Source organism: Pseudomonas sp. GL_090 (assembly GCF_057837765.1).
The window spans coordinates 4,899,961-4,922,794 of record NZ_CM174452.1 but is presented as its reverse complement, the minus strand read 5'-3'; the positions used below and the strand labels follow the sequence as shown (position 1 = coordinate 4,922,794).

Annotated in this window: 20 protein-coding genes; 14 read left to right on the top strand and 6 right to left on the bottom strand. The window is 59.7% G+C overall.

The window, feature by feature from the left end; genetic code table 11:
* Window positions 1-94 precede the first annotated feature (94 nt).
* The gene (gene flgA, locus AC3ITA_RS22110; protein ID WP_095942696.1) at window positions 95-853 is read right to left on the bottom strand and encodes a flagellar basal body P-ring formation chaperone FlgA; all 759 of its coding nucleotides are present in this window, start codon (window positions 851-853) and stop codon (window positions 95-97) included.
* Between the two features lie 82 nt (window positions 854-935).
* Here flgA and AC3ITA_RS22105 point away from each other — a divergent pair, with 82 nt between their 5' ends.
* The 6 genes from AC3ITA_RS22105 (at window position 936) to flgE (ending at window position 6,070) form a co-directional block, all read left to right on the top strand.
* Window positions 936-1,901, top strand: coding sequence for a chemotaxis protein CheV (locus AC3ITA_RS22105; RefSeq protein ID WP_095942695.1), 966 nt, complete (start codon window positions 936-938; stop codon window positions 1,899-1,901).
* Between the two features lie 12 nt (window positions 1,902-1,913).
* The gene (gene cheR, locus AC3ITA_RS22100) at window positions 1,914-2,741 is read left to right on the top strand and encodes a protein-glutamate O-methyltransferase CheR (protein WP_095942694.1); all 828 of its coding nucleotides are present in this window, start codon (window positions 1,914-1,916) and stop codon (window positions 2,739-2,741) included.
* 364 nt (window positions 2,742-3,105) lie between these two features.
* Window positions 3,106-3,513, top strand: a complete 408-nt coding sequence (flgB, locus tag AC3ITA_RS22095) for a flagellar basal body rod protein FlgB (RefSeq protein WP_008051530.1) — start codon at window positions 3,106-3,108, stop codon at window positions 3,511-3,513.
* Between the two features lie 3 nt (window positions 3,514-3,516).
* A complete protein-coding gene (gene flgC, locus AC3ITA_RS22090) occupies window positions 3,517-3,960 on the top strand; it encodes a flagellar basal body rod protein FlgC (RefSeq protein ID WP_095942693.1) in 444 nt (147 codons plus the stop codon).
* Between the two features lie 15 nt (window positions 3,961-3,975).
* Window positions 3,976-4,698 (top strand): flagellar hook assembly protein FlgD, encoded by a 723-nt coding sequence (gene flgD, locus AC3ITA_RS22085; RefSeq protein WP_095942692.1) that lies wholly within the window; start codon window positions 3,976-3,978, stop codon window positions 4,696-4,698.
* A 31-nt stretch (window positions 4,699-4,729) separates the two neighbouring features.
* Window positions 4,730-6,070 carry a flagellar hook protein FlgE gene (gene flgE / locus AC3ITA_RS22080; RefSeq protein ID WP_095942691.1) on the top strand — a complete coding sequence of 447 codons (1,341 nt, stop codon included), beginning with the start codon at window positions 4,730-4,732 and terminating at the stop codon, window positions 6,068-6,070.
* A 270-nt stretch (window positions 6,071-6,340) separates the two neighbouring features.
* Here flgE and AC3ITA_RS22075 read toward each other — a convergent pair whose 3' ends face one another.
* On the bottom strand, window positions 6,341-9,235 hold the full coding sequence (locus AC3ITA_RS22075) for a ribonucleoside-diphosphate reductase subunit alpha (RefSeq protein WP_095942690.1): 2,895 nt from the start codon (window positions 9,233-9,235) through the stop codon (window positions 6,341-6,343).
* A gap of 737 nt (window positions 9,236-9,972) precedes the next feature.
* On the opposite strand from AC3ITA_RS22075, the gene AC3ITA_RS22070 reads away from it, so the two are divergent.
* On the top strand, window positions 9,973-10,695 hold the full coding sequence (locus AC3ITA_RS22070) for a winged helix-turn-helix domain-containing protein (RefSeq protein WP_489278366.1): 723 nt from the start codon (window positions 9,973-9,975) through the stop codon (window positions 10,693-10,695).
* Entirely contained in the window at window positions 10,692-12,302 is a 1,611-nt protein-coding gene (locus AC3ITA_RS22065; RefSeq protein ID WP_095942689.1) for an ATP-binding protein, read from the top strand. The genes AC3ITA_RS22070 and AC3ITA_RS22065 overlap by 4 nt, the downstream gene beginning before the upstream one ends.
* A 126-nt stretch (window positions 12,303-12,428) precedes the next feature.
* On the opposite strand, the gene AC3ITA_RS22060 is transcribed toward AC3ITA_RS22065, so the two are convergent.
* Window positions 12,429-13,154 (bottom strand): 4'-phosphopantetheinyl transferase family protein, encoded by a 726-nt coding sequence (locus tag AC3ITA_RS22060; protein ID WP_224790002.1) that lies wholly within the window; start codon window positions 13,152-13,154, stop codon window positions 12,429-12,431.
* 233 nt (window positions 13,155-13,387) lie between these two features.
* On the opposite strand from AC3ITA_RS22060, the gene AC3ITA_RS22055 reads away from it, so the two are divergent.
* From AC3ITA_RS22055 to AC3ITA_RS22045, 3 genes are all read left to right on the top strand, one after another.
* Window positions 13,388-13,990: a hypothetical protein gene (locus AC3ITA_RS22055; RefSeq protein WP_095942687.1), complete on the top strand. Its 603-nt coding sequence runs from the start codon at window positions 13,388-13,390 to the stop codon at window positions 13,988-13,990.
* 189 nt (window positions 13,991-14,179) lie between these two features.
* Window positions 14,180-14,857, top strand: a complete 678-nt coding sequence (locus AC3ITA_RS22050) for a response regulator (protein WP_489278365.1) — start codon at window positions 14,180-14,182, stop codon at window positions 14,855-14,857.
* On the top strand, window positions 14,854-16,200 hold the full coding sequence (locus AC3ITA_RS22045) for an ATP-binding protein (RefSeq protein WP_095942685.1): 1,347 nt from the start codon (window positions 14,854-14,856) through the stop codon (window positions 16,198-16,200). The genes AC3ITA_RS22050 and AC3ITA_RS22045 overlap by 4 nt, the downstream gene beginning before the upstream one ends.
* Before the next feature lie 74 nt (window positions 16,201-16,274).
* On the opposite strand, the gene AC3ITA_RS22040 is transcribed toward AC3ITA_RS22045, so the two are convergent.
* Window positions 16,275-17,273 carry an AraC family transcriptional regulator gene (locus AC3ITA_RS22040; protein ID WP_489278364.1) on the bottom strand — a complete coding sequence of 333 codons (999 nt, stop codon included), beginning with the start codon at window positions 17,271-17,273 and terminating at the stop codon, window positions 16,275-16,277.
* A gap of 338 nt (window positions 17,274-17,611) precedes the next feature.
* On the opposite strand from AC3ITA_RS22040, the gene AC3ITA_RS22035 reads away from it, so the two are divergent.
* Together AC3ITA_RS22035 and AC3ITA_RS22030 are read left to right on the top strand one after the other, a co-directional pair.
* Window positions 17,612-18,946, top strand: coding sequence for a dicarboxylate/amino acid:cation symporter (locus AC3ITA_RS22035; RefSeq protein WP_414929081.1), 1,335 nt, complete (start codon window positions 17,612-17,614; stop codon window positions 18,944-18,946).
* Window positions 18,947-19,091: 145 nt separating this feature from the next.
* Window positions 19,092-20,273, top strand: coding sequence for a CaiB/BaiF CoA transferase family protein (locus tag AC3ITA_RS22030; RefSeq protein WP_489278363.1), 1,182 nt, complete (start codon window positions 19,092-19,094; stop codon window positions 20,271-20,273).
* Between the two features lie 121 nt (window positions 20,274-20,394).
* Here the strand turns inward: AC3ITA_RS22030 and AC3ITA_RS22025 are convergent, their stop codons facing one another.
* Complete coding sequence (locus AC3ITA_RS22025; protein WP_095942681.1) at window positions 20,395-20,889, bottom strand: SprT family zinc-dependent metalloprotease; 495 nt, start codon at window positions 20,887-20,889, stop codon at window positions 20,395-20,397.
* Window positions 20,890-21,046: 157 nt separating this feature from the next.
* On the bottom strand, window positions 21,047-21,649 hold the full coding sequence (locus AC3ITA_RS22020) for a Yip1 family protein (protein WP_008051494.1): 603 nt from the start codon (window positions 21,647-21,649) through the stop codon (window positions 21,047-21,049).
* 282 nt (window positions 21,650-21,931) lie between these two features.
* Between AC3ITA_RS22020 and ttcA the strand changes: the two genes are divergently transcribed.
* Window positions 21,932-22,756 carry a tRNA 2-thiocytidine(32) synthetase TtcA gene (ttcA, locus tag AC3ITA_RS22015; protein ID WP_489278362.1) on the top strand — a complete coding sequence of 275 codons (825 nt, stop codon included), beginning with the start codon at window positions 21,932-21,934 and terminating at the stop codon, window positions 22,754-22,756.
* Window positions 22,757-22,834: the final 78 nt, after the last annotated feature.

Sequence of the window (22,834 nt, the reverse complement as noted above, 5' to 3'; positions counted from 1 at the left end):
TCAATGAACCTTGCGCGCGTCAGCGCTTGCCCTGCATGGAGCACAGTCTAGGGAACAGCCGCGGCAAGCGCCACATTCCGATCAACAGAGGACCTTACATGGACACTTCCACCTGCCCCGGCGCCATGACCTGCGCCTTGATGACTCGTTGGGAATTAAGGTTTTTCACCCGGATCTGTTCGCTCAGGCTGCCGTTTGACAGCGCTTCGCCGGGCATGCGCACGCTGAGGGTGCCGCTGCGGGCGGTGATCACCACCTGATCGCCCTTGCGGATGACTTCGGCCTGTTCGATGTTCACCAGGGTAATCACCTGGTCGGTGACCATTGGTCGGGTCAGTCGCTGCCCGATCGCCTGATCGAGGGAGGTCAGGTAGCCCTGGCTGATCAGGCTGATATCGCGCTCGCGCAAGACCACATCCCCAGGCTCGACAATGGCGGCGCGGCGTAGTGGCCGGGCGCTGGTCACGACATCGCGAAACAGGCGGACTTGAGCGGGTACGAAGACGGTCCAGGGAGACGCGCCCTCGCAGCGAACCTTGACCGTGACCCGTCCCAGCGGCTTGGGACTCTCGAGCGTCGCTGTCAATTCCTTGTCGCACATGGGCATGTGCATGCGCGGATCGAGCGGGTTGACCTGGATCTCGTAGCGACCTTCCGTTTGACTGGTCGCCAGATAGTCTTCTACGGTGAATTCAAGAAAGCCCTGAGTGACGCCGATAAGCATGTCAGGCAAGGTAACCGCGTCAGCAAGGGCAGGGCTGCCAGCGTTGAACAGGCAAACAGCCGCCAGCACGCCGAGCCGTTTGCGGTAGGGTGTGGTCAGGCGTCGAAAAAATGTCGGTTCTGTGTTCATAACGATTAAAAAAGCAAGCGCCGTGCCGTTTAGTGATGAAGGCACGTCGCAACAACACTTGGCGTTGGCGTAGGAGTCTGGCATGGCTGGTGTAATGGATTCGGTAAACCAGCGCACGCAACTGGTGGGGCAGAATCGCCTTGAGCTGTTGTTGTTCCGTCTCGACGGCCAGCAGCTGTACGGGATCAACGTGTTCAAGGTTCGGGAGGTGCTGCAATGTCCCAAACTGACACTGATGCCCAAGTCCAGTCCTGTCGTGTGCGGCGTGGCGAACATCCGGGGGGCGACCATTCCGATCCTTGATCTGGCGATGGCGACCGGCTCCGGCGCGTTGAAGGACAAGCACAACCCCTTCGTGATCATCACGGAGTACAACACCAAGACCCAGGGTTTCCTGGTGCGTTCGGTGGAACGCATCGTCAACATGAACTGGGAGGAGATCCATCCGCCGCCCAAGGGAACCGGGCGCGATCATTACCTGACGGCGGTGACGCGGGTCGACAATCAGTTGGTCGAAATCATCGACGTCGAGAAGGTGCTGGCGGAAGTGGCGCCGACGCCGGAAGCGATTTCCGTCGGTGTGGTGGATGTCGAAACCCAGCACAAGGCGCTTTCGTTGCGCGTGCTGACGGTCGACGACTCGTCGGTGGCGCGCAAGCAGGTCACGCGTTGCCTGCAAACGGTCGGCGTCGAAGTGGTGGCGTTGAACGATGGTCGGCAGGCGCTGGACTACCTGCGCAAACTGGTCGACGAGGGCAAGAAGCCGGAAGAAGAGTTCCTGATGATGATCTCCGACATCGAGATGCCGGAGATGGACGGGTACACCCTGACGGCGGAAATCCGCAACGACCCGCGCATGCAAAAGCTTCATATCATCCTGCATACTTCGTTGTCGGGGGTATTCAATCAGGCGATGGTCAAGAAGGTCGGTGCCGATGACTTCCTGGCCAAGTTCCGTCCTGATGACCTGGCATCCCGGGTAGTCGACCGGATCAAAGCAGCAGATATCAGCCAGGGGCCCGTGTCCCTGGCAGTCAACACGATTTAAGAGGCGGCATCATTGTCTACGGGTAATTTGGATTTCGAACAGTTCCGGGTATTCCTGGAAAAAGCCTGTGGCATTTTGCTCGGTGAAAACAAGCAGTACCTGGTCTCCAGCCGTCTCAATAAACTGATGGAACAGCAAGGCATCAAGTCTTTGGGGGAACTGGTTCAGCGCATGCAGACCCAGCCGCGTAGCGGTTTGCGCGAGCAGGTGGTGGATGCCATGACCACCAACGAAACCCTGTGGTTTCGTGACACTTACCCGTTTGAAGTCTTGAAGAACAAGGTACTGCCCGAAGCGATCAAGGCCAGTCCCGGCCAGCGCCTGCGCATCTGGTCGGCAGCGTGCTCGTCGGGCCAGGAACCGTATTCGCTGTCGATGTCCATCGACGAGTTCGAACGGGTCAACATGGGCCAGTTGCGGATGGGGGTGCAGATTGTTGCCACCGACCTGTCCGGCACCATGCTGAACAACTGCAAGAACGGCGAGTACGACAGCCTGGCCATCGGCCGCGGTCTGTCGCCTGAGCGGCTGCAGCGTTACTTCGACCCGAAAGGGCCGGGGCGCTGGGCGATCAAGGCACCGATCAAGAGCCGTGTGGAATTTCGCTCGTTCAACCTGCTGGACAGCTACGCGGCCCTCGGCAAGTTCGACATCGTGTTTTGCCGCAACGTGTTGATCTACTTCTCCGCCGAGGTGAAGAAGGACATCCTGTTGCGCATCCACAGCACGTTGAAGCCGGGCGGTTACCTGTTCCTCGGTGCTTCCGAAGCGCTGAACGGCTTGCCGGATCATTACCAGATGGTCCAGTGCAGCCCGGGGATCATTTACCAGGCGAAGTGATTCTGTTGGTGTTGTCAAAAAAACGGGAGTCCTCAGGGGCTCCCGTTTTTTTGTCTGCTGATTTTTCGCCAGCACTGCATTCTCCTGTAGGAGCGAGCCTGCTCGCGATGGCGTCCTGACAGTTGAACTCAACTTTGCCAGATACACCGCTATCGCGAGCAGGCTCGCACACAGTGGCCGGTGGTGTTCTGAAAGGGTGAGGAGGCGGCAGAAAAGCGGCATGCGGCGGAAAACCGTTGCCGCTTTTCTGGCATTGCCGCGTTGCCATGTCCGGGAAAGCCCCGGTTTTCGGGGGTTTTTGAATTGGCATGGGGCTTGCTAAGTGGATCCTACGAAAAATCAGGTCACCCGAAGGTTTCCCGACATGAGCATCAGCTTCGATAAAGCGCTCGGTATCCACGAACAAGCCCTGGGCTTCCGCGCCCAGCGTGCCGAAGTCCTGGCCAATAACATTGCCAACGCCGATACCCCGAACTACAAGGCTCGGGACCTGGACTTCTCGAAAGTGCTCGCCGAGCAGAACGAGAAAACCAAAAGCGGCACCTTCGCCTTGAACATGACCAACAGCCGTCATATCGAGGCTGAAGGCCTGGGCAATGGCGACGAATCGTTGCTGTATCGCACGCCGATGCAACCGTCGATCGACCAGAACACCGTGGATGCTCAGCTCGAACAGTCGAACTACGCGGAAAACGCGATCGGCTTCCAGGCCAGCTTCACCCTGCTCAACAGCAAATTCAAAGGGCTGGTGTCAGCCCTGCGCGGAGAGTAAGCCATGTCTCTATCCAGTGTTTTCAACATTGCCGGTAGCGGCATGAGTGCGCAGACCACGCGCTTGAACACCGTCGCTTCGAACATCGCCAACGCCGAGACCGTCTCGTCGAGCATCGACCAGACCTACCGTGCGCGCCACCCGGTATTCGCCACCATGTTCCAGGGCGGGCAGAGCGGCGGCAGCGACTCGCTGTTCCAGAGCCAGGACGCCGCCGGTGAGGGCGTGCAGGTGCTGGGTGTGGTCGAAGACCAGAGCAACCTCGAAGCTCGCTACGAGCCGAACCATCCGGCGGCCGATGCCAAGGGTTACGTCTACTACCCGAACGTCAACGTGGTTGAAGAAATGGCCGACATGATTTCCGCGAGCCGTTCGTTCCAGACCAACGCCGAAATGATGAACACCGCCAAAACCATGATGCAGAAGGTCCTGACCCTCGGTCAGTGATAAGGGGCGACTCAGATGAGTGTTACCGATTCCACCAGTGGTTTGAGCCTCAAGGACATCCTGGCCAACTCTTCGGTCAAGACCACCACCACGACTGATGGTCTTGCGTCGGCAACCGGCAGCGCCACGGGCAACAAAGCTCTGGGCAAGGATGCATTCCTGCAGTTGCTGGTGACCCAGCTGAAAAACCAGAACCCGCTGGAGCCGCAAGACAACGGTGCTTTCGTGGCCCAGTTGGCGCAGTTCAGCAGCCTGGAAGGCATCACCTCGCTCAACGACACCGTGAGCGGGCTGGCCAGCAACTACAACTCGTCCCAGGCATTGCAGGCTTCTTCGCTGGTGGGGCGTTCGGTCATTGCACCCGGTGACAAGGCTGTGGTCGACACGTCGAAGAGCCTCAGCGGTACGGTGGTGGTGCCATCGTCGGTGGCCGCCGCGACCCTGAAGATCACTGATGCGGACGGCAAGACCGTACGCACCATCGACCTGGGTGCTCAGAAAGCAGGCAACGCCAGCTTCATCTGGGACGGCAAGAATGACGCGGGCGAAACGGTCGCTGCAGGTACGTACACCTTCGGTGCTACCAGCACGATCGATGGGCAGTCCGTGGCACTGATCACCAACCTGCCAGCGACCGTCAACAGCGTGACCATCAGCCAGACTGGCGGTGAGTTGATGCTCAATCTGGCCGGGCTGGGTACCGTCGCTCTGTCCAAAGTACAAACCATTGGCATGTAAGGCCGACTAACCCGGCACAAAGGAGTGGATTATGTCTTTTAATATCGGCCTTAGCGGTCTCTTTGCATCCAACAAACAACTGGACGTGACCGGCAACAACATCGCCAACGTCGCGACCACCGGGTTCAAATCGTCCCGTGCGGAATTCGAAGATGTGTACTCGGCAACTCGCCTGGGCACCGGCAGCAAGACCGTCGGCAACGGCGTGCGCCTGGCCAACATTTCCCAGCAGTTCGGCCAGGGTGACGTGAACAACACCGGCAACGTGCTCGACATGGGAATCCAGGGCAACGGCTTCTTCGTCATGAGCAACAACGGTTCGCTGACCTACACCCGTGCCGGTACGTTCAAGACCGACAAGGATGGCTACGTGACGAACAGCGACGGTACGGCTCGTCTGCAGGGTTATGGCGTGGACTCCAATGGCAAGATCCTCAATGGCGTGTTGACCGACCTGCGGATCGACACCTCCAATCTGGCGCCAAAATCCACCAGCACCGTTTCGTCCACGATCAACCTGAACTCTACGGCCGTGGTGATTGATCAGTCGGTCGCTACCAACAAATTCGATCCGACCAAACAGGCAACTTTCACCAAGCAGTTCAGTACCCCGATTTTCGACACTCAGGGTAACCAGCACACCATGGATCAATACATGGTCAAGACCGGGCCGAACACTTGGGATACCTACACCCTGATCGATGGCCGCAACCCGGACGGCTCCTCGCCTACCGGCACGGGTGCAGTTGATCCAATTGCTTCGACCATGACATTTGATACATCCGGTAAACTGGTTTCGGTCACCACGCCAGTGACGCCGCCGACGACCCCGCCAACATCGACCACCAGCGATGACCTGAAAATCAGCAACTGGACGCCGGGCACCGTCACCAACGGTGTCTGGACAGCCAACGGCGCAGCAGCCGACCCGGCGGGCCTGACCATCGCCATGGGCAACACCACCCAGTTCAACGCCGACACCGCGCGTTCGATTCCGTCGCAGAACGGTTATGCCACGGGCCAGATCACCAACCTGACCATCGACGGCAGCGGCGTACTGCTGGCCAACTTCAGCAACAACCAGACCAAGCCAATCGGTCAGATTTCGTTGGCCAGTTTCACCAACGAACAAGGTCTGCAGCCGGTGGGTGGCACTAGCTGGAAGGAAACCTACAACTCGGGTATTCCGGGCTACGATGCGCCGGAAACCGGCACACTGGGTTCGATCGTTTCCAACTCCCTGGAGGAGTCCAACGTCAACCTGACCAACGAACTGGTCGACTTGATCAAGGCGCAGAGCAACTACCAGGCGAACGCCAAGACCATCTCCACCCAGAGCACCATCATGCAGACCATCATTCAGATGACTTGATGCTGGATTGTGCTGTGCAAGGAGCCCCTCGTAGAGGGGCTTTTTTGTGGCCTATGGTTTTGTGTTGGAGGTGACGGCCTCATCGCAAGCAGGCTCGCTCCTACAGGAGACCTGGTCTTTCCAGATAAACACGATCAACTGTAGGAGCGAGCCTGCTCGCGATGGTGTCAGACCGGGCACCATTTTCCTTGGGGCAAAAGAAAACCCCCGACCCGCCAGAGGCTGATCGGGGGTTTCGAGTAAGCGCCTTGCGGCGCTCACGGGCTCAGCTTACTGGCAAGCTTCGCAATCCGGCTCGTCGATGGCGCAAGCCTTCGGCACTGGAGCAGGGCCGGCAGGCGCTGCCAGGACCGAGTCGTCACCGTGGTTGCCGCCGCTGGAAACAGCGTTCAGCTTGCCGGTGTTGATGGTCGACTTCTCGGTGCTGGTCGCAGCCAGGGCACGGAGGTAGTAAGTGGTTTTCAGACCACGGTACCAAGCCATGCGGTAGGTCACGTCCAGCTTCTTGCCCGAAGCGCCGGCGATGTACAGGTTCAGCGACTGAGCCTGGTCGATCCACTTCTGGCGACGGCTGGCGGCGTCGACGATCCACTTGGTGTCCACTTCGAAGGCAGTCGCGTAGAGCTCTTTGAGTTCCTGCGGGATGCGCTCGATCTGCTGCACCGAACCGTCGTAGTACTTCAGGTCGTTGATCATGACCGAGTCCCACAGGCCGCGAGCCTTCAGGTCGCGAACCAGGTACGGGTTGATCACGGTGAATTCGCCCGACAGGTTCGATTTCACATACAGGTTCTGGTAGGTCGGTTCGATCGACTGCGAGACGCCGGTGATGTTGGCGATGGTCGCGGTCGGTGCGATGGCCATGATGTTCGAGTTACGAATGCCTTTCTGTACACGGGCGCGAACCGGTGCCCAGTCCAGGGATTCGTTCAGGTCGACATCGATGTACTTCTGGCCACGGGCCTCGATCAGGATCTGTTGCGAATCCAGCGGCAGGATGCCTTTGGACCACAGCGAGCCCTGGAACGTCTCGTAGGCGCCACGCTCGTCAGCCAGGTCGCAGGACGCCTGGATCGCGAAGTAGCTGACCGCTTCCATGGAAGTGTCGGCGAACTGCACGGCAGCATCGGAACCGTAAGGAATGTGCTGCAGGTACAAAGCGTCCTGGAAGCCCATGATGCCCAGTCCGACCGGACGGTGCTTGAAGTTGGAGTTCTTCGCTTGCGGCACCGAGTAGTAGTTGATGTCGATCACGTTATCGAGCATGCGCACGGCGGTGTTCACGGTGCGTTCCAGCTTGGCGGTGTCCAGCTTGCCGTTGACGATGTGGTTCGGCAGGTTGATCGAGCCCAGGTTGCAAACGGCGATCTCGTCCTTGTTGGTGTTCAAGGTGATCTCGGTGCACAGGTTCGAGCTGTGGACCACGCCCACGTGCTGCTGTGGGCTGCGCAGGTTGCACGGGTCTTTGAAGGTCAGCCATGGGTGGCCGGTTTCAAACAGCATGGACAGCATTTTGCGCCACAGGTCTTTGGCCTGGATGGTCTTGAACAGCTTGACCTTGCCCGGGTACTCGGTCAGGGCTTCGTAGTACTCGTAACGCTCTTCGAAGGCCTTGCCGGTCAGGTCGTGCAGGTCCGGTACTTCGGATGGCGAGAACAGGGTCCACTTGCCGTCATCGAAGACACGCTTCATGAACAGGTCAGGGATCCAGTTGGCGGTGTTCATGTCGTGGGTACGACGACGGTCATCACCGGTGTTCTTACGGAGTTCGATGAACTCTTCGATGTCCATGTGCCAGGTTTCCAGGTAGGCACACACAGCGCCTTTGCGCTTGCCACCCTGGTTAACGGCAACGGCGGTGTCGTTCACGACTTTCAGGAACGGAACAACGCCCTGGGATTTGCCGTTGGTGCCCTTGATGTACGAACCCAGCGCACGAACCGGCGTCCAGTCGTTGCCCAGGCCGCCAGCGAATTTCGACAGCATGGCGTTGTCGTGGATCGCGTGGTAGATGCCCGACAGGTCATCCGGCACGGTGGTCAGGTAGCAGCTCGACAGCTGTGGACGCAGGGTACCGGCGTTGAACAGGGTCGGAGTCGACGACATGTAGTCGAAGGACGACAGCAGGTTGTAGAACTCGATCGCGCGGTCTTCTTTGTGCTTCTCTTCGATCGCCAGGCCCATGGCCACGCGCATGAAGAAGATCTGCGGCAGTTCGAAACGCACGCCATCCTTGTGGATGAAGTAGCGGTCGTACAGGGTTTGCAGGCCCAGGTAAGTGAACTGCTGGTCGCGCTCGTGGTTGATCGCCTTGCCCAGTTTTTCCAGGTCGAAGGTGGCCAGCACAGGGTTCAGCAGTTCGAACTCGATACCTTTGGCGATGTAGGCCGGCAGTGCCTTGGCGTACAGGTCGACCATTTCGTGGTGAGTGGCGCTCTCGGCCACTTCGAGGAAGCCCAGGCCTTCGGCACGCAGGGTGTCCATCAGCAGGCGGGCGGTGACGAACGAGTAGTTCGGCTCGCGTTCAACCAGGGTACGGGCGGTCATCACCAGGGCGGTGTTGACGTCGGTCAGGGCCACGCCGTCGTACAGGTTCTTCAGGGTTTCGCGCTGGATCAGGTCGCCGTCGACTTCTTCCAGGCCTTCGCACGCTTCGGTGACGATGGTGTTCAGGCGGCCCATGTCCAGCGGCGCCAGGCTGCCGTCGGCACGGGTGATGCGGATCGACGGGTGAGCGTTGACCGCTTCTTCGGCCGGTGCGTGGGCAGCGCGTTCTTTCGAACGACCGTCACGGTAGATCACGTAGTCGCGAGCGACTTTCTGCTCGCCGGCACGCATCAGGGCCAGTTCGACCTGGTCCTGGATTTCTTCGATGTGGATGGTGCCGCCCGAAGGCATGCGACGCTTGAAGGTCGCGGTGACCTGTTCGGTCAGGCGGGCAACGGTGTCGTGGATTCGCGACGAGGCAGCAGCGGTGCCGCCTTCAACTGCGAGGAACGCTTTGGTGATGGCGACGGTGATTTTGTCATCGGTGTAGGGAACGACAGTGCCGTTACGCTTGATCACACGCAGCTGGCCTGGCGCGGTGGCGGACAGATCCGGATTCGAATCGGCGGCCTGCGGCAAGGTGCCCTGCGGGTTCTCGCGAGTTGTGTCGGTTTGCATGGGGGGGTGTCTCCACATTCTCTATGTTTGTTTGGGCACCATCACGGTGCCCACCGTTCTGTCCTGAAGCACTACAACCGACATGGCGTCGGGCATAACAACTTCGGGACAGTAGGAAAAAGGCTAATGATGCCGCTTCCGTGCCGAAGTCTTTGGCCCCGAGCCTGAGCTCGAAGCCGGATTCCTTTCTCAGGGTGCCTGTCATGACTGCAACACCCGTACCGTTCTGGCCATTCGGGCCTGAAAAAACGGTGCCATCCGCCTGTGCGGTTTGGGCTTGTAAAATCGTGCTTGGTTCAACCAAAACTGGCGATAAAGCGCTTGAGTTTGTGGTCTGAAATGTGGTTGGGCTTTTCAGCTAAAACCCTACATGTAGGGTTTTTTTAGCGCCCAGGTACAAGATAATGCGTTTTTGAGGGGGTTGCAACGTACTGCCTGTGGATAAACCTGTGCGTAAATTGTGTGTGAAAGATGGAACGGGCGTGTAGGCCGCGAGCTAGCTGGAGCGGACTGTTTTTCACTGATTTTCAGCGATTGAAAACAGCCGTTCGGATTTTTAAGGGCGCGAACCCTATCACAAAAAACCCTGTCGTCCGAACGCATTTACCCGCTTGTGTTCTCGACGGGCGGCGTTTATACAATCGGCCCAGCGTGTATACATATTTGTCCCCCCGAATCATTACAAAAAGACGGGCGGAACCTTCCTTATTAGTGTTTTTGGCAAGCAGAGGTCACCCGTGGAGCAAGAAGCCTGGCAGGTATTGATTGTGGAGGACGACCAGCGACTGGCCGAACTGACCCGCGATTACCTGGAAGCCAATGGCCTGCGTGTATCGATCGAAGGCAATGGCGCGCTTGCTGCGAATCGCATCATCAAGGAACAGCCGGACCTGGTGATCCTCGACCTGATGCTCCCCGGTGAAGATGGCCTGAGCATTTGCCGCAAGGTCCGCGCCCGCTATGACGGCCCGATCCTGATGCTCACTGCCCGCACCGATGACACTGACCAGATTCTCGACCTGGACCTGGGGGCTGACGACTACGTTTGCAAACCGGTACGTCCGCGCCTGTTGCTGGCGCGCATCCAGGCGTTGCTGCGACGCAGTGAAACGCCCGAAGTCGCCCCGGAAAAACAACGGCGTCTACAGTTCGGCCCGTTGATCGTCGACAACGCCTTGCGCGAAGCCTGGTTGCAGGGCAACGGCATCGAGCTGACCAGCGCCGAATTCGACTTGCTCTGGCTATTGGTGGCCAATGCCGGGCGCATCCTCTCCCGGGAAGAAATCTTCACCGCGCTGCGGGGCATCGGCTATGACGGTCAGGACCGTTCCATCGATGTGCGCATCTCGCGCATCCGCCCGAAAATCGGCGATGACCCGGAGCATCCACGGCTGATCAAAACCGTGCGCAGCAAAGGCTATCTGTTCGTTCCCGAGGCTTGCGTAGACCCGTCCCTGTGAACTCGATCTTCCTGCGTATCTATGGCGGCATGTGCGCCGCGCTGATTCTGGTGGCGGTGCTCGGTGTGCTGGCGTTGCACCTGCTCAATGAGGTGCGCAGCGAGCAATACCGCGAACGCCTGGCCCATGGCACGTTCTCACTGATGGCCGACAACCTGCAACCGATGAACCAGACCGAGCGCCACCGGGCCTTGCTGGTGTGGGAGCGGCTGCTGGGGATTCCGCTGGCGCTGAAAACCTTTGCCGAGACCGACCTCGACCTGACCCAGCGCACCCGTGTGTTGCGCGGCCAGGCATTGGTGGAACAGACCGGGCCGCACGCGGCGAAGGTCTACAAGCTGGTCAGCGACAAGGAACAGTTGATGCTCACCGGGGAAGTGCAGCAGATCAGCGAACAACTGGCCCGGGCGACCATCTACCTGTTGACCGATGAGCTGGTGCGTACCCCGGTTGCCGACCAGCCCTTACGCCTGGCGCAACTGAAGGAAAGCAAGGGTTTCGGCTTCGACCTGCGGCTGGTCACGGTCGACCAGGCGGACATGGACGAAGACCAGAGCCGCCGGGTGTCCGAGGGCGACACGGTGATGGCGCTGGGCAAGGGGGGCGATTCGATCCGGGTGTTTGCCGGCATGGTCGGCACGCCGTGGGTCCTGGAAATCGGCCCGTTGTATCAGATGAATCCTTATCCGCCGGAGTGGCTGGTGCTGATCGCCGCCCTGGGCCTGTCGCTGATCGGATTGATCGTCTATCTGCTGGTGCGCCAGCTCGAGCGACGCTTGCGTGGCCTCGAAGCCGCCGCCACGCGCATCGCCAAGGGCAGCCTGGAAACCCGCGTACCCGCTCGCGGTGCGGACTCGGTGGGACGACTGGCCTCGGCGTTCAACGGCATGGCCGAACACTTGCAGCAGTTGCTGGCGATCCAGCGCGAACTGGTGCGCGCGGTATCCCATGAATTGCGCACGCCGGTGGCGCGCCTGCGTTTTGGCCTGGAGATGATCGGTTCGGCCACCACGCCGCAAGCCCTGGAAAAATACTGCCAGGGCATGGACCACGACATCGAGGACCTCGACCGGCTGGTGGACGAGATGCTGACCTACGCGCGGTTGGAGCAGGGCTCGCCGGCGCTGAATTTTCAGCGGATCGATCTGGATGCCTTGGTCGATCAGGTGATCGAAGAGCTGGCGCCGTTGCGTGCCGACGTCACGGTGCAGCGCGGGTTGTGCCTGTCGGCCGCCGATAACGACGACGCCTGGGTCGAGGCTGAACCGCGCTACCTGCATCGGGCGATCCAGAACCTGGTGACTAATGCCATGCGCCATGCGCAATCACGGGTGACCATCAGCTATCAGGTGGGGCAGCAGCGTTGCCGGGTGGATATCGAGGATGACGGGCCGGGCGTGCCGGAGTCGGCGTGGGAGAAGATCTTTACGCCGTTCCTGCGCCTCGACGACAGCCGCACCCGTGCATCTGGAGGTCATGGGTTAGGCCTGTCCATTGTGCGACGCATCATCCATTGGCATGACGGGCGCGCGTTGATCGGCAAGAGCAAGAGCCTGGGCGGAGCGTGCTTCAGCCTGAGCTGGCCGAGAAATCAGGAAAAGCGCTGAAATGTTGCGTTGTCTGATAGGGCCCCATCGCGAGCAGGCTCGCTCCTACAGGGATCTATGTCACGCCACAAATCCCTGTAGGAGCGAGCCTGCTCGCGATGGCGGCCTGACAGGCGCCAATTAACCTCAGGCCTTGATACTGACCAGACTCAACAACTGCCCGTCCTTGACCCCGAACTGCGCATCCAGCTCGGTGCCATTGCGCCATTCGCTGGACAAGTCAGTGAGCAGTCGCAACCGCACTTCGCCCGATTCACGCCACTCCAGCACTTCGGCCTGTTCGAAATAAAAGCGTTGCCGAACGATCGGATAGAGCGCCTTGAACAGACTTTCCTTGACCGAGAAAGTCAGGGTGACCAGCAACGCCCGTTGATCGTGATCAGCCGCCGCCATGCGCTGGAGCTCCGGCGGATTGAGGATTTCCCCGGCCAGGCGTTCGGCCCGTTCGGCATTGAGCAGGTTTTCCAGGTCCATGCCCAGGCCGCGCCAATGGCTTTTGTTCGCCACGATCGCCGCGGCCCGGCCAGTGCTGTGGGTAATCGAGCCAGTGATATGAGCAGGCCAGACCGGTGCCCGGTCTTCACCGATGGCGGGAATGAAACTCAAGCCTTCGAGTCGCTGCAACGCGGCCCGGGCGCACACTCGCCCGGCGAGAAACTCCGCCTGCCGTTTGGCCACCGAGCGCTGGATGCTCGCCGGTGCTTCGACAGCACTGCGCTGAAAGTCATCGCTGGCCAGTTGGGTGCTATCGAAGTGAGTGCTCAACAGGACCGTATCGGGCAGCACAAACGGCAGTGGCCAATGGTCATCGAGGGGGGTGCAACAGACGGGCAGGGCGGGGGTTGGATTCATATCAGGCATTTTGCCGGGTTGGCTTGAGGCTGGGTAGTGCAAAGCTTCTGACGCATTGGTAGTCGGCGCTGGCCTTGTCCATTGCATGGTCGGATCTGCTGTTGAAACGTTTCGAAATACTCGGGGCGGGTCGGTTCAGCCCAGGTTCAGAATGTGTTCAGGGGGAGTTCAGGGCGCGGTGCGTAACCTTGCCCCGTACCCAAAAAACAAACGGCACATGAGGAAACTCCCCAATGACTGGATTCAAAAAACTGCTTCTGGCATTCACGGTTCTGGGCGCAAGCACCGCAGCTTTCGCGTCCGACGACAACTTCGCCAGCCTGACTCTTGGACAGACCAGCGACAAGGTCAAAAAATCCCACGCCCTGAACGACAACCTCAATCACCCGAACGCCGATGGCGTGATCGGCAAGGACACCACCTGGGGTGTTCGTCTCGGCCAGCAAAACACCAAGGGCCGCTACTACGCCACTTACGACAATGTGTCGGGCTCCCACAACGGCATTAAACTTCGTCAGGAAAACCTCCTGGGCAGCTACGATCTGTTCTACCCGGTGGGCGGCAGCACCAGGCTGTTCGGTGGCGCCACGGCCGGCCTGACCAAAATGACTCAGGAGTCGCCAGGCTTCAGCCGCGACAGCGATATCGGCTACGCCATCGGTGGCCAGGTGGGTGTGCTGCAACAGGTTTCGCAGAACACTTCGGTTGAACTGGGTTACCGTTACCTGCGCAGCAACGCCAGCACCGAGATGAGTGAGCGCGGCGGCAGCAAGCAGGGTTCGCTGGACCTGACCAGCAGCGCCCAGACTTACCTGTCCGCCAACTACGCTTTCTGACAAGGGCATGCGCCAACGCGAAGCCTGTAGGAGCGAGCTTGCTCGCGAAAGCGGTGTGTCAGGCAACATCAATGTTGACTGTGACGCCGTCTTCGCGAGCAAGCTCGCTCCTACAGTGACCGTTGCCATGTTAGCTATCGAGGTGCGACGTTGTGCCTATGGAGATGTTGATTTGCCCGGGAGAGCAATATGAAATTGCTGGTCATCGAAGATGAAGCGCTGCTGCGTCATCACCTGCAAACCCGCCTGACGGAGAGCGGCCACGTGGTCGAGTCCGTGGCCAACGCCGAAGAGGCGCTGTACCAGGCCGCACAGTTCAACTTTGACCTGGCGGTGATCGACCTCGGTCTGCCGGGCATGAGCGGGCTCGACCTGATTCGCCAGTTGCGCTCAAGTGGCAAAACCTTCCCGATTCTGATCCTCACCGCGCGCGGCAACTGGCAGGACAAGGTCGAAGGCCTGGCCGCCGGCGCCGATGATTACCTGGTCAAGCCGTTTCAGTTCGAAGAATTGGAGGCGCGCCTGAATGCCTTGCTGCGGCGCTCCAGCGGTTTCACCCAGTCGACCATCGTCGCTGGTCCGTTACTGCTGGATCTGAACCGCAAGCAGGCGTCCCTTGACGAACAGCCGTTGGCACTGACCGCGTATGAGTACCGCATTCTCGAATACCTGATGCGCCATCATCAGCAAGTGGTGCCCAAGGATCGCTTGATGGAACAACTCTACCCGGATGACGACGAGCGTGATCCGAATGTAATCGAGGTGTTGGTCGGCCGTCTGCGCCGCAAACTGGAGGGGCCGGGCGGGTTCAAGCCGATCGACACCGTGCGCGGCCTGGGCTACCTGTTCAAAGAGCGTTGCACTTGATCCGTTCGCTGCGCATACGCTTGATGCTTGCCGCCACGCTGTTGGCGGTGTTGTTCATGCTGGCGTTGCTGCCGGCGATGCAGGGTGCCTTCAGCCTGGCGCTGCAGGATTCCATCGAGCAGCGCCTGGCATCCGACGTGACCACGCTGATCTCGGCCGCCCGGGTGGAGAACAACAGCCTGCAGATGCCGGCGCAATTGCCTGACGAGCGCTTCAACCTCACCGACAGCCGATTGCTCGGCTACATCTATGACCGTGAAGGGCATCTGGTCTGGCGCTCGAAAGCGACCCAGGAAGAACGCATCAACTACAGGCCGCGCTACGACGGACGTGGCAGCGAGTTTGCACGGATCCGCGAAGCCAGCGGTCAGGAATTCTTCGTCTACGACGTCGAGGTCAAGTTGCTCGGCGGCAAAAGTGCAGCCTTCAGCATCGTGGCATTGCAGCCGGTTCGCGAGTACGAACTGACCCTCGAAGGCCTGCGGGAAAATCTCTATCTGGGTTTTGGCGCGGCACTGCTGGTGCTGCTGGCGTTGCTGTGGATCGGCCTGACCTGGGGCTTGCAGGCATTGCGGCGCTTGAGCCAGGAACTGGACCAGATCGAAGGTGGCACCCGCGAAAGCCTCAGTGAGGAACATCCCCGGGAATTGCTGCGCCTGACCGGTTCCCTCAACCGTTTACTGCACAGCGAGCGTGAGCAGCGCAGTCGCTACCGTGATTCCCTCGACGACCTGGCCCATAGCCTGAAAACGCCGCTGGCGGTGTTGCAAGGCGTCAGTGAAGACATGGCCCAGCGGCCCGAGGATCGCGATCAGGCCTGGGTGCTGCAAACCCAGATCGAACGCATGAGCCAGCAGATCAGCTACCAGTTGCAGCGCGCCAGCCTGCGCAAAAGCGGTCTGGTACGTCATCAGGTGCACTTGCGACCGGTACTGAAGAGCCTGTGCGACACGCTGGACAAGGTCTATCGCGACAAGCGCGTGCACGTCGCGTTCGACCTGCCCGACCCGTGCTACGTACCGATCGAGCAGGGCGCTTTGCTGGAGATGATGGGCAACTTGCTGGAAAACGCCTATCGCCTTTGCCTGGGCGAAATACGCATCAGCGTTCGTGAAACCCTCAGCGGCACCGAGTTGTGTGTCGAGGATGACGGCCCTGGCGTACCACAGGATCAGCGCGCAAGGATTCTCGAGCGCGGAGAGCGCCTGGACCGTCAGCACCCGGGGCAGGGCATCGGCCTGGCGGTGGTCAAGGACATCATCGAAAGTTACAGCGCCAAGCTGACCCTGGGGGATTCACCGATGGGCGGGGCGGCGTTCCGGATTCATTTTCCGGTGGTTTAGTACACTGTCAAATGTGGGAGCGAGCCTGCTCGCGATGAAGTCAGTGAGTTCACCAGGTAGCTGAGCCTTGAACCTCAGTTTTCCTGAGCTCGATAGGCCCCCGGCGTCAGCCCCGTCCACTTCTTGAACGCCCGGTGAAACGCCGACGGCTCGGAAAACCCTAATTGCTCGGCGATCTGTTGCAACGACAGGTCGGCGCGGCTCAGGTGATAAATCGCGATGTCCCGGCGCAATTGGTCCTTCAACTCCTGAAAGCTCGAACCCTCTTCCCGCAAATGCCGGCGCAAGGTCTGCGGGCTGATGTGCAGGTGCGCGGCCACGGCTTCCAGGTCGGGCCAGTGTGAACTGTCGCGACTGAGCAAGCGCCGCAGGCGGCTGCTCAAACTGTCGCCATCGTCCGGGCGCGAGAGCAGGTCGGCGGGGGAGCGCTCGAGGAAATGCTTGAGGGTGCGTTCGTCCTGTAACAGCGGCATGGCCAGGTAACGGCTGTGAAACAACAGGCTGCTCTGGGGCATGGAAAACTCAAGCGGGCAGGAAAACAGCAGGTCGTACTCGGCGCCGTGTTCCGGCCGGGGGTAGCTGAACGTGGCCTGCTCCAGGCGAATGCGCTGGCCGATCAGCCAGCTGCCGAAACGGTGCCAGATCACCAGCAGGCTTTCGCTGAGGAAATGATCCGGGTCCCAGAGTTGCGAGTCGTCCAGGCTCAGGCGCACCCATTCATCTTCGCGGCTCAGGGTCAAACGCGGAGCCCCGGGGAATAGGCTATAAAACAATAAGCCGCGATGGAGTGCCTTATCCAGGTTGCGGCAGTGAATCACGGCATGGCACATCATCGCGAAGCTGCCCGGCCTGCTTGGGGCTTGCCCGAACCCCAGGTACTCGTCGTCCAGTGCCAGCCATAAGGCCTGAATCAGTTGGGCGAATTGCTCCGGAGCGATGCGTGCCCGGGGCTCGTCCAGCAACTCGGGGCTGATGCTCAGTTGCTGTAGCAGGCCCGAATAGTCGTAGCCGTGCCGACGCGCACCACCCAGGGCGGCGCGGGCGAAATGACTGGCAATGGTGCGTTCGCGCATGGCAGCAGATCTGACCGTTGATCGACGGATGGTAGCTGCGCGCCGCGGCCATGAACAGGGCGGATATCCGCCAAATAGCAGGACGACTTTTAATGGAAGGGCGGAAATCCGCCACATGCTTGTATCCATCCGATAACAGGGAATTCGCTGCGCCCCCTGAGATCAAAAGGCTTGCAGGGATTTTGCGGAAGGTGGCACGGGCCTTGCGATACAACATGCAGATGCCTGCCGTTGCGCAGCTCGAAAAAACAAATCCCTCCAGTGCAGGAGGGTTCGCAATTGCGGTGTTGCGGGCAACAGATGGATGTTGTCACCGGGCACCCTTGAGGAACTTTGCAATGACGACTCGTCAGCCACTGTACAAATCCCTGTATTTCCAGGTGATCGTTGCAATTGTCATCGGTATTTTGCTCGGTCACTTCTATCCGCAGCTCGGTGTGGCGGTAAAGCCGCTGGGTGACGGGTTCATCAAGCTGATCAAAATGATCATCGCCCCGATCATCTTCTGCACCGTCGTCAGCGGTATCGCCGGCATGCAGGACATGAAAGCGGTCGGCAAGACCGGCGGCTACGCGCTGCTGTACTTCGAGATCGTTTCGACCATCGCGTTGCTGGTCGGTCTGGTCGTGGTCAACATCGTGCAGCCGGGCAATGGCATGCACATCGATGTCACCACCCTCGATGCCTCCAAAATTGCCACGTATGTTGCAGCTGGTGCGGACCAAAGCGTCGTCGGCTTCCTGCTGAACGTGATCCCGGCCACCATCGTCGGCGCCTTCGCCACCGGTGACATCCTGCAAGTGCTGATGTTCTCGGTGATCTTCGGTTTCGCCCTGCATCGCCTGGGTGCCTACGGCAAGCCGCTGCTGGACTTCATCGATCGCTTTGCCCACGTGATGTTCAACATCATCAACATGATCATGAAGCTCGCGCCAATCGGTGCCTTCGGTGCCATGGCCTTCACCATCGGTGCCTACGGTGTCGGCTCGCTGGTGCAACTGGGTCAACTGATGGCCTGCTTCTACATCACTTGCCTGCTGTTCATCCTGATCGTGTTGGGCTCCATCGCTCGCATTCATGGTTTCAGCGTGCTGAAAATGATCCGCTACATCCGTGAGGAACTGCTGATCGTGCTGGGTACTTCTTCTTCGGAATCGGTACTGCCACGCATGCTGATCAAGATGGAGCGTCTGGGCGCGCAGAAATCTGTCGTGGGTCTGGTGATCCCGACCGGCTACTCGTTCAACCTCGACGGTACTGCCATCTACCTGACCATGGCCGCGGTGTTCATTGCACAGGCTACCGATACGCACATGGACATCACGCACCAGATCACCCTGCTGGTGGTGTTGCTGCTGTCCTCCAAAGGCGCTGCGGGCGTGACCGGTAGCGGTTTCATCGTACTGGCTGCCACCCTGTCCGCCGTCGGCCACCTGCCGGTTGCCGGCCTGGCGCTGATCCTCGGTATCGACCGCTTCATGTCCGAAGCCCGTGCCCTGACCAACCTGGTCGGCAACGCCGTGGCCACCATCGTTGTGGCCAAGTGGGTCAAGGAACTGGACACCGACGTGCTGCAAGCCGAGCTGGCTTCGGGCGGTCGTGGCATTGCCGACGAGCCTAAAGATGATGTTTTGGGCCACGTCGAAGAGGTAGCCCCAGCTAACGCCAAGTAAGCCTTGTTGTAATGAGAAAACCCGCTTCGGCGGGTTTTTTCATGCCCGACGATTGAGCGCAACGGTCACTGCACGTGGCGTATAAGGTGATTGCTGCAAAGCGATCGGCTGCCTAGGCTGTGGGCATCATTAAGGGAGAACGCCCATGCTCGGTCCACTGGCATCACTCAAGGTTCTGGATTTCTCGACACTGCTGCCGGGGCCGTTCGCCTCGTTGCTGCTGGCGGACATGGGCGCCGAAGTGCTGCGCATCGAATCACCGACCCGCATGGATCTGCTGCGGGTGTTGCCGCCCCACGATCAAGGCGTGTCAGCCAGTCATGCCTACCTCAACCGCAACAAGCGCAGCCTCGCCCTGGACCTCAAGCAGCCTGAGGCGCTGGAGGTGATCAGGTCGTTGCTGCAGGACTACGACATTGTGCTCGAGCAATTCCGCCCGGGTGTCATGGAGCGTCTGGGCCTGGGTTACGAAGCCCTGAAGGCGATCAATCCGAAATTGATTTATGTGTCGATCACCGGCTACGGCCAGACCGGCCCCTACAAGGACCGCGCCGGCCATGACATCAACTACCTGGCCCTGTCCGGTCTGGCGAGTTACACCGGCCGTGCCGACAGTGGGCCTTTGCCGTTGGGCATGCAGGTGGCGGATGTCGCCGGTGGCTCGTTGCATGGGGTGATTGGCTTGCTGGCGGCGGTCGTTGCCCGGCAGCAAACCGGTCAGGGCCAGCACCTGGATGTCAGCATGACCGACTGCGCGTTCAGCCTCAATGCGATGGCGGGTGCCGGGTATCTGGCCTGCGGCGTCGAGCCGGGTCCGGAAAACCAGGTGCTCAACGGCGGTAGCTTCTACGATTACTACCGTTCCCGGGATGGCCGCTGGCTATCGGTGGGCAGCCTGGAACCGGTATTCATGAAACAGCTGTGCACGGCGTTGGGGTTGGAAGCCTTGGCCGGTCTCGGCCTGTCAGCGCAACCGGCGCAGCAGAAACAGCTTAAAGACGCGCTGAAGGCCGAATTCGAAAAGCATGACTTTGCCGAGTTGCGCACACTGTTTGCCGAACTGGATGCCTGTGTCGAGCCGGTGTTGAGCCTGGGAGAAGCGCTGCATCATCCACAGTTGCAGGCGCGGGAGTTGGTGGCCGAAGTGCCCCGGGGCGATGGCTCGTCCCAGGCGCAGATGGCTTGTCCGCTGAAGTTTTCACAAGGGTTGCCTGAGCCCCGGCATATTGGCGCGGCGCTGGGGCAGCATACGGATCAGGTGTTGGGGGAACTGGGGTTCAGTGTTGAGCGGATAGATGAACTGCGGCGTTCCAAGGTGGTTCTTTAGTGCCTGATAAATCGCTTTCGCCAGCAGGCTGGCTCCCACCATGGATCTATGGTGGACCGATGATCCCCTGTGGGAGCCAGCCCGCTGGCGAAGAGGCCAGTGCAGCCACTACAAAACTCAACTACTCGACCCGCATCTCCCCACTGAACACCAGGGTATTGCGACACCGCCGGCACAAATACCGCCGTCCTTGCCGAACCAGGCTGTGGCGCTGGGCCGAGAACGGGAAGTCGCTGTCGGCGCACGGGCACTTGTAGATGTAGCGGGTCACGCTGCGGCGTTTGACGTCATAGGTGTGGCAGCGGTTGGGCGGCAGTTCGTACACACCGCGCATGATCAATTGCCACTCTTCGCCATGGGGCTGGATGCGGTCGCCGAACAACTGGTGGGCGATCAGGTGTGCGACTTCATGGGCCACGGTCTGTTTGAGGAAATCTTCGGCGTTTTCCCGGTACAGCTGTGGGTTGAAGCGCAGCAGGTTCTCGTGCAAATGCGCGACACCGGCTTTTTGCCCGCGCAGCTTGAGGCTCACCACGGGGCGCTTGAAAGGTCGTTTGAAAAAGGATTCGGCTTGTTGGAAACAGTCTTCGACGCGGGTATTGAGTTGCTCGGGCATGCTTGATGGATCTCCAGAGCGGTCGAGTATGCCGCAACCCTCGGACCTTGCGAATCGCCAGGTTGACGAATGGTCGTATGCCGCCTCGTTGCTGAAGAATGAAAAGGCCGCCTTGCGGCGGCCTTTGTCGGCAGTTCCGATTTTCAGTGATGAGCGGCTAACTGGTGTAGACCGGCCCCACGCCGAGTCCCCAGACAATGACTGTGAACGCCATGATGGCGACCAGCACCACCAGGCCTACGGCGAGCACCGAACTTGAAAACAGGAAGCCCTCGTCAGATGGAATGTTCATGAATGTCGGCAAGCCCACGTACAGCAAGTACACCGTGTAGCAGATGGCGGCGGTGCCGACGATCATCCCCAGCCACAAATGCGGGTACAAGGCGGCGAGGCCACCGATGAACAGCGGTGTAGCGGTGTAGGTAGCAAACGCAATGCAGCGGGCGAGGCTTGGGTTGGCGTCATAGGTGCGGGCCATCCAGTGGATGAATGCGCCCATTACCGCGACACCGCCGAGCATCGCCAGGTACGACATGATCGTCATCCATATCGCGCTTTCTACGGTCAGCATTACGGGAGGTCGATTGCCGATGACCCAGCCGACCTGTGTGGTGCCAATAAAGGCAGACACGGCGGGGATCGCCGCCAGGATCAGTGTATGGGTCAGGTACATGTGGCTGATGCTTTCCTCCTGGTCGCCACGGATTTCTTTCCATTCTTGGTCAGGGTGGGTGAAGAGCCCCACTACGTGATGGATCATGCCAGTCACTCCTCTTGTTTTTACCATCGCCCCCCAGCGGAGCGCCTACGGGCCAATGTGGCCAAGCAAGTCATAGGTCTGAATTTGTATGTGACCTTATGTCGCAGTATAGGGAGGAGTTTCCCCAGAGGGAGTAGGGGCTTTAGAGCAAATCGCGCTGTAAACCCGGTTGTTAATCGCCGCCGGGTCTGTGGCGAACGGCCCTTTTGGCCAGGCACTTCGCCCCTGAGGTGTTTTTGCGTAAAATGCCGGCTTTTCGTCACACCTCACGGATTTCGCGTCATGGGCACTCTCACAGTCAACCAGAACAAACTGCAAAAGCGCCTTCGCCGACTGGCCGGTGAGGCGGTTGCCGACTTCAACATGATTGAAGACGGCGACAAGGTCATGGTCTGCCTGTCCGGTGGCAAGGACAGCTACACCATGCTCGATGTGCTGATGCACTTGCAGAAGGTCGCGCCGATCAAGTTCGAGATCGTGGCCGTGAACATGGACCAGAAGCAGCCGGGCTTTCCGGAGCACGTGCTGCCGGCCTACCTCAAGGACCTGGGGATCGAGTACCACATCGTCGAGAAAGACACGTATTCGGTGGTCAAGGAGCTGATTCCGGAAGGCAAGACCACCTGCTCGCTGTGCTCGCGCCTGCGTCGCGGCACGCTCTACACCTTCGCCGATGAAATCGGCGCGACCAAGATGGCCCTCGGTCACCATCGTGACGACATCGTCGAAACGTTCTTCCTGAACATGTTCTTCAACGGTTCGCTCAAGGCCATGCCACCGAAACTGCGCGCCGACGATGGTCGCAACGTGGTGATCCGCCCGCTGGCCTACTGCAACGAAAAAGACATCCAGGCTTACTCGGACTTCAAGCAATTCCCGATCATCCCGTGCAACCTTTGTGGTTCCCAGGAAAACCTGCAGCGTCAGGTGGTCAAGGAAATGCTGCTGGACTGGGAGCGCAAGACCCCGGGCCGTACCGAAAGCATTTTCCGCAGCCTGCAGAACGTGATCCCGTCGCAATTGGCGGATTGCAATCTGTTCGACTTCACCAGCCTGAAGATCGACGAATCAGCGGCCTCGCGGTTCGTCAACGTGGTCAACCTCTAACCCCAATTACGGTGGGAGCCAGCCTGCTGGCGATTGCAGTGTGTCAGACCCATCATGGTTGACTGATACACCGCCATC

Excerpts from the sequence above, each read along its gene's own strand:
- flgE (WP_095942691.1), top strand. The coding sequence starts at position 4,730 with ATGTCTTTTAATATCGGCCTTAGCGGTCTCTTTGCATCCAACAAACAA.
- AC3ITA_RS22020 (WP_008051494.1), bottom strand. The coding sequence starts at position 21,649 with ATGATCCATCACGTAGTGGGGCTCTTCACCCACCCTGACCAAGAATGG.
- flgA (WP_095942696.1), bottom strand. The coding sequence starts at position 853 with ATGAACACAGAACCGACATTTTTTCGACGCCTGACCACACCCTACCGC.
- AC3ITA_RS22055 (WP_095942687.1), top strand. The coding sequence starts at position 13,388 with ATGACTGGATTCAAAAAACTGCTTCTGGCATTCACGGTTCTGGGCGCA.
- AC3ITA_RS22025 (WP_095942681.1), bottom strand. The coding sequence starts at position 20,889 with ATGCCCGAGCAACTCAATACCCGCGTCGAAGACTGTTTCCAACAAGCC.
- AC3ITA_RS22060 (WP_224790002.1), bottom strand. The coding sequence starts at position 13,154 with ATGAATCCAACCCCCGCCCTGCCCGTCTGTTGCACCCCCCTCGATGAC.
- ttcA (WP_489278362.1), top strand. The coding sequence starts at position 21,932 with ATGGGCACTCTCACAGTCAACCAGAACAAACTGCAAAAGCGCCTTCGC.
- AC3ITA_RS22040 (WP_489278364.1), bottom strand. The coding sequence starts at position 17,273 with ATGCGCGAACGCACCATTGCCAGTCATTTCGCCCGCGCCGCCCTGGGT.
- AC3ITA_RS22035 (WP_414929081.1), top strand. The coding sequence starts at position 17,612 with ATGACGACTCGTCAGCCACTGTACAAATCCCTGTATTTCCAGGTGATC.
- AC3ITA_RS22105 (WP_095942695.1), top strand. The coding sequence starts at position 936 with ATGGCTGGTGTAATGGATTCGGTAAACCAGCGCACGCAACTGGTGGGG.
- AC3ITA_RS22075 (WP_095942690.1), bottom strand. The coding sequence starts at position 9,235 with ATGCAAACCGACACAACTCGCGAGAACCCGCAGGGCACCTTGCCGCAG.
- flgB (WP_008051530.1), top strand. The coding sequence starts at position 3,106 with ATGAGCATCAGCTTCGATAAAGCGCTCGGTATCCACGAACAAGCCCTG.
- AC3ITA_RS22050 (WP_489278365.1), top strand. The coding sequence starts at position 14,180 with ATGAAATTGCTGGTCATCGAAGATGAAGCGCTGCTGCGTCATCACCTG.
- AC3ITA_RS22030 (WP_489278363.1), top strand. The coding sequence starts at position 19,092 with ATGCTCGGTCCACTGGCATCACTCAAGGTTCTGGATTTCTCGACACTG.
- flgD (WP_095942692.1), top strand. The coding sequence starts at position 3,976 with ATGAGTGTTACCGATTCCACCAGTGGTTTGAGCCTCAAGGACATCCTG.
- flgC (WP_095942693.1), top strand. The coding sequence starts at position 3,517 with ATGTCTCTATCCAGTGTTTTCAACATTGCCGGTAGCGGCATGAGTGCG.